The sequence below is a fragment of the Saccharopolyspora thermophila genome, assembly GCF_014646075.1.
Classification (GTDB): Bacteria; Actinomycetota; Actinomycetes; order Mycobacteriales; family Pseudonocardiaceae; genus Saccharopolyspora; species Saccharopolyspora thermophila.
On record NZ_BMMT01000046.1, the window covers coordinates 1 to 1,025 of the forward strand.

Genomic DNA, 1,025 nt, shown 5'->3' on the forward strand with positions numbered 1-1,025 from the left:
CGGTGACGGTATTTGGTTCATGCCGTTGAAGCCTGGCGTGGTGTATTCCACGGACTTCGCGCAGCCGAGGAACAGTGCGGCCGTTACTGCTGCCGATCGACGGGAGCGGGGCGTATTCGGCACACCGGATGCACCGGTCTTCGTCGGCTGTGATCTAGACGGTCGAACCGTAACGTTCACGGTCGACAAGGTGAAACGCGAGCTCCTGCAGGACCGGAATGGCCGGATTCGGGCGTTGGTCATCGGGGAGGACAGCACCCTTGAATACGTTCGATCATGGATCCTCAACTACGGCGGTGCCGACCGCATCGCAATGACGCTTCCCGACGAGATAGTACCGGATGTTCCGCTCATGGATGCTCGTCCCAACGGTGGATACGCTCCGGCGCCGTGGAGCGACGAGGTTCTCCTCATGGCGCACGCCAACGACGAAGAATTCGGGGTTACGCTTGATCAGAACGGGGAGCCCATAATCGGGCTGGAAGGTCAGGAGTTCCACCGGCTGGTCCAGGCGATGCCGGAATATCAGCAACTGCGGGCGCAGCCGCATTCCGATGTCGTACTCATAGCTTGCTCGGCTGCAGGATACAAAGCGGCGCACTCGTTCGTGGCCAGCGCGCGCAAGGCCGGTGACAGGGAGGTCAACTTCCACGCCGGGCGGAGTCGGGTTCAGCTTTTCGAGATCGAGGATTCGGACGGCACAACACGTGCAGAATTCGGAGTCTCGTACAACGGGGGCTGGGAGAGTTACCGCGGGAACCCGGAAGGTCGGCTGATAATCGACTTCACCGGAGAGTATTCGGACGCTGAAGTAGACTGGATCAGGAATCACGTCCAGTCCAATTCCGAAAATGCCCAGTTTGGTCATGGTGGTGTTGATAGGCCTTCTGGGCTCGACTCGGTTGGTTCGTCTGATGGGCGGGTTTCGGTCGAGTCGGTGGTGGAGTCGGGTAATTCGTATCACTCGTCTTTGTTGGATGAGCCGGGGATGGCTGTGCCGCCGGGTGCGGTGCGTACGGCGCGTG

Annotated in this window: 1 protein-coding gene; it reads left to right on the forward strand. The window is 60.3% G+C overall.

From position 1 onward, the window contains the following. Nucleotides 1-40: 40 nt before the first annotated feature. Nucleotides 41-1,025 (forward strand): hypothetical protein (locus tag IEY17_RS24990; RefSeq protein ID WP_188991930.1); only part of this gene is annotated, 985 nt, incomplete at its 3' end.